The organism is uncultured Nostoc sp. (genome assembly GCF_964245575.1).
Taxonomy (GTDB): Bacteria; Cyanobacteriota; Cyanobacteriia; order Cyanobacteriales; family Nostocaceae; genus Nostoc.
The window spans coordinates 1-6,565 of record NZ_CAXTNP010000366.1 but is presented as its reverse complement, the minus strand read 5'-3'; the positions used below and the strand labels follow the sequence as shown (position 1 = coordinate 6,565).

Genomic DNA, 6,565 nt, shown 5'->3' with positions numbered 1-6,565 from the left:
GGAGAAGATGCTGTAATTTCCCACCTATAGAGGGTTTCAGAGCAAATAAATTTATTTATGCTTAATATTAAATATTTATTTCAAGATGCGTAGCACAAGAAATAATGCGTCCAAGATCAAGCTCATAAATAAATTTAGAGGCTTCTCCCACCTGCTCCCTGCCCCCTTTCATCTTCTTTGACCAAAACAATTGTCAATTAGCTTTTTCGCCCATTCGCAATTAAATACAAGAAATCACTTAATTGTTAATTAATGGGTATCGAGCAAGCACTGATTCAAATAATCAGTGGTCTTAAATCAGTGGTAGGTTCAGAGCAAGCACTGATTTTATAATTGCGTTAGCGTAGCGGGGCGTTCGCGATAGCGTCTTGTAGAGAAGCCCATTGCGAATTGCGAATTGCGAATTGGAGTTGACTCTTTATTAGCTTTGGGAAGGAATAAATTCGCCTTCTGGCGGTTGTTGCGAATTATCAATTTCTAGTCTTGGCGTTTCTTGATATATTTCCCATTCTTGCCACAGTAAAGCAGATAAATGCACTATGGCAAAAATTAGCGTCGCCACAGAAATCAGATAACTGTGGATTGTGTAAAGGTGTTGGATAGTAACTGTGTTAATGGCTCCACCCCCAGTTAGGATCTCGCGGAGTTGTCCACCAATAAAAGGAATAGCTTCGATGGTTCCTAGTTCAATGTTAAAACGCCAATATCCTTCCTGAGTCCAATCTAGGATCATAGCTGTCCAATTCAGCCCGATCGCACTTAAGGTTAACAAAATCCCACTAATCCAAGCAGCCAGCCAACTCTTGCGAAATTGCCGACCTAAAAACATCACCACAATTTGAATCAGAGCGATCGCAATTACCGCGTTACCAGCAATATCATGCGCTCTCCAAAACAACCAGCCGTTTGGCAGTTGTGTATTAATCATCTTCAATGAATTATAAGCTCCGCCTGCTGTCGGTTCATAGTAAAAAGACAGCAAAACTCCGGTAGAGATATAAATTAAGCACAAAGTCAGAATTACGACCGATATTATCGTCGCTACTCGTCGCAAAATCCTATCGAACTGGGTGCTTTCCATAGCTCACCTCTCCTGTTCTTAACTAGGTATTTATTACTATTATGATTTTAGCTAAGAAATTTTAATAAATGTTGCATTACCCAAATCAAAATATAGTTTTTTAAATCAAATATTGCACCCAAGCTTTTAACGGTTCTGCTGAACCATACCAAATCCCAGGACTTCTCGGAGAATGCCTCACACGTTCAATTACCAGATTTTCTGCCCCTTCCAGGTGAGCAGCTTCAATGGGTGTGATTCCATCTCCCCAAGTGTTGCCCTTACCACAGGTTAATTGGTAACTACTGTAAGCTAACCAGCTACCGCGTCGCCTTTGGCCAAAGATAGTTTTGCCAGCCACACAAACGTAATGAACGTTTTTGTAAAAAGCTCCTGGGTAGTTATTGGTGACAAAATCTAGATTGGAGCGCGTCCAGCGTTCTTGGCTAATATGAGGTGTACCCAAGGTGATGAGAGTAGCAACCAGAGGATGCCCTTTCCAGAGAGATGGTTTGACGTTACCTCTTGCCAAATAAGGCTTTTCTCCCATATAGATGCGGGATATCCAACCTCCTGCTGAGTGACCAATCAAGTTAATTTGAGTGGCATTATGTTGCTCTAATGTCTGCTTGATTGTAAGATCAAGTTGTTGCACAATTGGCGTTACAGGTCTTCCTCCAATAGTGGGTAGCCAGTCACGCCGTCGCAGTGGGACTGTAACGGTGGGAAAATCTAACTGTTGTAGGGATTGTTCTAGTTGGCGGTAAGCGATCGCGCTTTCTAGATATCCAGGTACAATAACTGTCGGTAACGGCATTTTAAAGTTTGAATGGAATGATTAATGAGGATTTGAACTTTTTTGACGAAGAAGTAGTCAAAAGTTAGAATTGCGATCGCATGACTGACTTCCTTTATTAAAACCCGAATAGCTTTGGTGGGGTTTAGGACTAGAATTTCAATAAAATTGTACAATTTGCAACAGATTTAGGGACTGCTGATGTGGTAGTATTTTCACATAGGGACTAGTCTTGGATAAGTAAGTGTGCCATCTGTTACAGAAGCGTAGTTGAGTGGAAAACAGTAGAAAAAACGAGGCAACTTCAAGAGATGTTGTTATCTGCTCAAACTTGTGCTTTCACTTAAACTTTATAAATATCCAAGATATTAATTTTAATTGTGTGCGTCATAAGAATAAGAAAAGAAATCAAAAGTAGTAATTTTTAAAAAATCTCTTTAGCAAGCTCAAATTGGAACACATGATACAGCGTCATTGATCAATTAAAAACTTGAATGAATGGCAATTTTGGCGTTTTTATTGCCAGGATATGAAGTTATTATCTCCTTAGTATGATGCATATCTCGCAATATCTTGCAAGATAGTCAAAAAGAGAAAATCGCTAGTCAACTGCAACTGAGCCGAGTGAACGATAACAGCTATGTCTTACGTCTCCCTGTTTAGAAATATACCAGAACTTTTAAGCCAGCCAATTGGGATAGCAGCTATAGCTTCTCTTGGCATCCACGGTGCGATCGCGATGATTGTGCCATTGATGCCTATGGATTCTAGCAAACCCAAAGATACAGCATCATCAAAAACCGTCGGACTTTTGGAATTGAGCCAAGCCGACCAAAGCCGTTTGCCGCAAAGCACACCCCAAGTTGGTTTACAACAACTTCCTCCAATAGCGCCACTTTCTGCTCCCAACTTTAACGCTCAAACTCTATTGCCCCCAGTGGCACCAGCGCCATCCAGTCAGCTAATACTGCCTCCGCTACCCCCATCATCGAATAACTATCGAGTCTCCTCCTTGCCTACAAGGCAGTCTTTGCGGATGATTCCTAGTAATAATTTGCGATTTGACGCCTCTAAATTTGATAGTTCTAAATTCAATACCATCCCTAAATTCTCTCGATCAGCTCCTAGTGTAAATGTCAGTAACACCAAATACGAAGCACCTCAGCCGTTGGCTGTAAATAGATTACCAGAATTGCAATCGCAGAAAATACCTGATAATAGTCTGCAAAAACCGTTGGCTGTAAATAGATTGCCACAATTGCAGTCGCAGGAAATACCTGATGATATTCTGCGGAATGCCCAATCTCCAAACTTATCTGACACTAGCCCCATTGCAACAGCACAGGGAAATACGGCTTCACAAATGACGCAATCGGGTAATGATGTGTCTAGAATTGCTCAAAACCCGTTGATAAATTCTCTAAAACAAGCTCCAAGGGCTGGGAATAGCTTAACTTTAATTAGGGGAACCGCGTCACAAGCACCCAATTTATCTGCCAAAGGAACTCAACTGGCGCTTGCACAGCTAGACTCTTACGCAAACCTGAGAAAAGAAGTCCAGCAACAATACCCCAATGCTGAACAAAAACCAGTCATCCGTCAAACATTACCCACGAACAAGCCGAATCTTGAAGGTGCTGTTTTGGGTGTATTAGTGGTAGATCCTGATGGTAAGGTCTTAGATATCAAGTTTCAAGACAAGTTAGTTTCCCCGCAATTGAAATCAGAAGCAAGGGAATACTTCAACAAGCAATCCCCCAAAGGAGATAAACGGATCAGTTCCTATCCATTTAACTTAAGTTTCCAAAACAACACTAGCAACACCACTGGGACTACTCAATTATCTGCACCGGGAATCTCACCATTTCCTGAACTGAGAATCAGAAATAACCAGCCTAAGCCTTCATCAACAGGTACTCTTAAACCATTAGCTGCACCAGGAGTCAATGGCAATCAGCCTGAGTTCTCACCGACAGTTGCTCCCAAACCATTATCTGAACTGCGAATCAGAAATAACCAGCCTGCATCCTTACCGACAGGTACTCTTAAACCATTATCTGCAACGGGAGTCAATAGCAATCAACCTACGCCCTCACCAGCAGTTACTTCTAAACCATTCCCTAAACTGCAAATCAGAAATAACCAGCTTACGCCTTCATCGGCAGCTACTACTTCAGAACCGTTAGTGCTGCCGAGAGTCAATAAGAGTCAGCCTACAGCCTCTGCTGAATCCGATGGAAAATTAGTAGAACGGTTGCGCGAAGTGAAGGAAAACAGACAAAAGTCTAATCTAGAAAAATAATCACCAGCAGGTGATTTTGGATTAAGATACAAGCTCAATGGCACAAGCCTTGTGATATCAGTCCTTTTAAAAGCTAGTGCTTTCCAACTTGATTGCGAAAGCGTGGCTTTTTGATCATTGGTATAGTTGCCTTTTATTCAGCCCAGCCCAGGTGAGAAACTGTGGGATGGGCTAATTTTTATTGGCAAGTGCCTAAACTGTTGCTTTTTTACGTGTTAGTGTTGAGCCAACACCTAAAGCAGCAAAGGATAGTAAACCTAAAACTGAAGCGGGTTCAGGAACACTCTTTGTAGTAATATCAGAAACTACAATGTTATCAAATTGGTGAAATGGACTAACTTGCTGCCAGGTTGTTGAAACAAGGTTTGTAAAATCTGTAAAAGCAAAAGTTTGGAATCCTTTAACACCATTTAGATTAAAGGTATTAGAGATAACTGAATTATCAGCCTTAGTACCAAAAAATGTCACTTTAGATGAATCAAAAGGCTGATTAAGTTCTCCTAAATCAATCGAAATCAGATCAAAAATATCGCCATCGTTTTTAGTTAGAACTGTTGTGCCATCAACTGTATCGTTATATAAGGCAGTAGAACCTAAATATCGAGGCTCTTCTGTATTAAACGTTGCAAAAGGAGAAGAATTTATATTTAAATTTGTAAGAGTGTAGCCATCTTCAGTGTAAGAAAAACCCTGAGTAGTTATGCTGTCACCAGACTGGGCTAAACTTTGAAAATCAATAACTGTTAATGCCTGTGCAGTTGTGCCCATTCCTGTGGCAATAGCTATTGCACCTAACGTAGCCACAGAGAACTTTTTCACAAAAACTGAATTAATCATCATAATCCCGTAATTTGAAGTTATCGAGTGAATATTTAGAATGTTATTGCTTGATGTATAATACGCTACGTGGAAAGAATTTATTATAATTTATGCCCTTCTTTACAGAAAAAATACTTAAAGCAAGGTTTCTGGGGTAAATATTAAGCAAGTATGAAGCTAATTGCTTAATCTTAATTTAAATATGTGAAAAAACCCTTTAATGTGCTAAAGGGCTGTTGTTTTATCCAGATAAATTTTTCAGCTATTTTACCAGCCTTGTTCTGCATTCTGAAAAACGTAAGCAGCTACCTCCAGAATCTCCTCAGGACTTAACTTGGCTTTAAAGGCAGGCATGGCATTTTTACCATTTTGTACTTGGTGGATAATCGCCTGGATTGAGTCGCTATCATAATTTTCTAAGTATTTTGACAATGCTTCCTTTTTCAAGGTTTTCTGGCTAATAAGGATGTTACCGCCACCTATATGGCAAGAAGCGCAGTTAGCCTCGAAAATTTTAGCACCATTCGATATTTCGGCAGCTAGTGCTGGACTAATGAATGTCAATTTGAATAGAGCGATCGCCAACAGTAGGATTAATAAAAGTATTCTCAACAGAATTTCCTCGCAACAAGCCTCCAGCAAGAGTATAAACGCGATTAATGCCTGATTAAGTCAAGTTTGATCAAAATTGGCGGTAACAAGTTTACCCTTCTATCGCCACAGGTTACTTGGTGTCTTAGGGGAGGATAAGACTCGTTACCGCCATTTATTCATTATGTGCGTCACTCTAAGAGTGTGATGTGTTGCTACGGGCTAATTTCACAGAAGGAAGCCCAGAAAATCATCTTGTGTCAATGAGGATGTTTCTAGCCTTCGACAGTGATTGTACCAACCATGCCAGCACCACGGTGGGGTTCGCAGTAGAAGGTGTAGTCACCAGCAGGTGCGTCTGCGGGGAAGGTGGTTGTTTCCTTTTGACCAGCACTCATTAGCAAATTCTTATGAGACAGAGATTTTGCTAAAGCGGCATCCTTGGCGGGGTTTTTGGCAGCATCAAACACAACATTATGGGGAGGAACTTTGTTGTTCACCCATTCAACTGTGTCGCCTGGTTTAATTGTCAACTTTTTCGGTTCAAATGCCAGCATTCCTTTATCGCTACCCAATTTCACCTTGTAGGTTTCAGCCGAAGCACTGGGAGTAAAAACAGCAAAGCTGCTAACAACTAAAAGGATTGTCAACACAGCTAAACTAAGACGTCGCCAGCTTGCCGAAATCAATTTCATGGCTCTCTCCTAACAAACAATTTTTTTTCCTTTCTCATTTTAAATAAAATCAACGCCAAAGTATGACAATCTGTCATAGATACAATTTTTTTTTAAGAATAAGGAGCAATTTATTGCAAAAAGTTGTGCAATCAGTAATAAATACTAGACTGCCATAGCCCAAAAAGCCTGTAAATAAAGGTAAACAGTAAAATAAGAGATTTTTATTTTTCTTGAGGAATATTTTGATTCAAAAGTTTTCCGTGCCCCAACTAAGAACCTTTTGTGCTGCTGCGAGAACGAAAGCAGCTAAACTTTGGTGA

The 6,565-nt window shown here is 40.4% G+C and carries 6 protein-coding genes; 1 reads left to right on the top strand and 5 read right to left on the bottom strand.

Annotation, left to right across the window (positions count from 1 at the left end):
• Positions 1-421 precede the first annotated feature (421 nt).
• Complete coding sequence (locus ACFFAP_RS34485; RefSeq protein ID WP_375515426.1) at positions 422-1,081, bottom strand: cytochrome b N-terminal domain-containing protein; 660 nt, start codon at positions 1,079-1,081, stop codon at positions 422-424.
• A 100-nt stretch (positions 1,082-1,181) separates the two neighbouring features.
• A complete protein-coding gene (locus tag ACFFAP_RS34480) occupies positions 1,182-1,877 on the bottom strand; it encodes an esterase/lipase family protein (RefSeq protein ID WP_375515425.1) in 696 nt (231 codons plus the stop codon).
• Between the two features lie 619 nt (positions 1,878-2,496).
• On the opposite strand from ACFFAP_RS34480, the gene ACFFAP_RS34475 reads away from it, so the two are divergent.
• Positions 2,497-4,158: a hypothetical protein gene (locus ACFFAP_RS34475; RefSeq protein WP_375515424.1), complete on the top strand. Its 1,662-nt coding sequence runs from the start codon at positions 2,497-2,499 to the stop codon at positions 4,156-4,158.
• A gap of 192 nt (positions 4,159-4,350) precedes the next feature.
• Here the strand turns inward: ACFFAP_RS34475 and ACFFAP_RS34470 are convergent, their stop codons facing one another.
• The 3 genes from ACFFAP_RS34470 to petE form a co-directional block, all read right to left on the bottom strand.
• Positions 4,351-4,998, bottom strand: a complete 648-nt coding sequence (locus ACFFAP_RS34470) for a hypothetical protein (protein ID WP_375515423.1) — start codon at positions 4,996-4,998, stop codon at positions 4,351-4,353.
• Positions 4,999-5,244: 246 nt separating this feature from the next.
• Positions 5,245-5,589 carry a cytochrome c6 PetJ gene (gene petJ, locus ACFFAP_RS34465; protein WP_375515422.1) on the bottom strand — a complete coding sequence of 115 codons (345 nt, stop codon included), beginning with the start codon at positions 5,587-5,589 and terminating at the stop codon, positions 5,245-5,247.
• 254 nt (positions 5,590-5,843) lie between these two features.
• The gene (gene petE / locus ACFFAP_RS34460) at positions 5,844-6,263 is read right to left on the bottom strand and encodes a plastocyanin (protein ID WP_375515421.1); all 420 of its coding nucleotides are present in this window, start codon (positions 6,261-6,263) and stop codon (positions 5,844-5,846) included.
• Positions 6,264-6,565: the final 302 nt, after the last annotated feature.

What these genes read in the sequence shown, in the direction of transcription:
- ACFFAP_RS34480 (WP_375515425.1), bottom strand. Translation starts at nt 1,877, where the DNA reads ATGCCGTTACCGACAGTTATTGTACCTGGATATCTAGAAAGCGCGATC.
- ACFFAP_RS34485 (WP_375515426.1), bottom strand. Translation starts at nt 1,081, where the DNA reads ATGGAAAGCACCCAGTTCGATAGGATTTTGCGACGAGTAGCGACGATA.
- ACFFAP_RS34470 (WP_375515423.1), bottom strand. Translation starts at nt 4,998, where the DNA reads ATGATGATTAATTCAGTTTTTGTGAAAAAGTTCTCTGTGGCTACGTTA.
- ACFFAP_RS34475 (WP_375515424.1), top strand. Translation starts at nt 2,497, where the DNA reads ATGTCTTACGTCTCCCTGTTTAGAAATATACCAGAACTTTTAAGCCAG.
- petE (WP_375515421.1), bottom strand. Translation starts at nt 6,263, where the DNA reads ATGAAATTGATTTCGGCAAGCTGGCGACGTCTTAGTTTAGCTGTGTTG.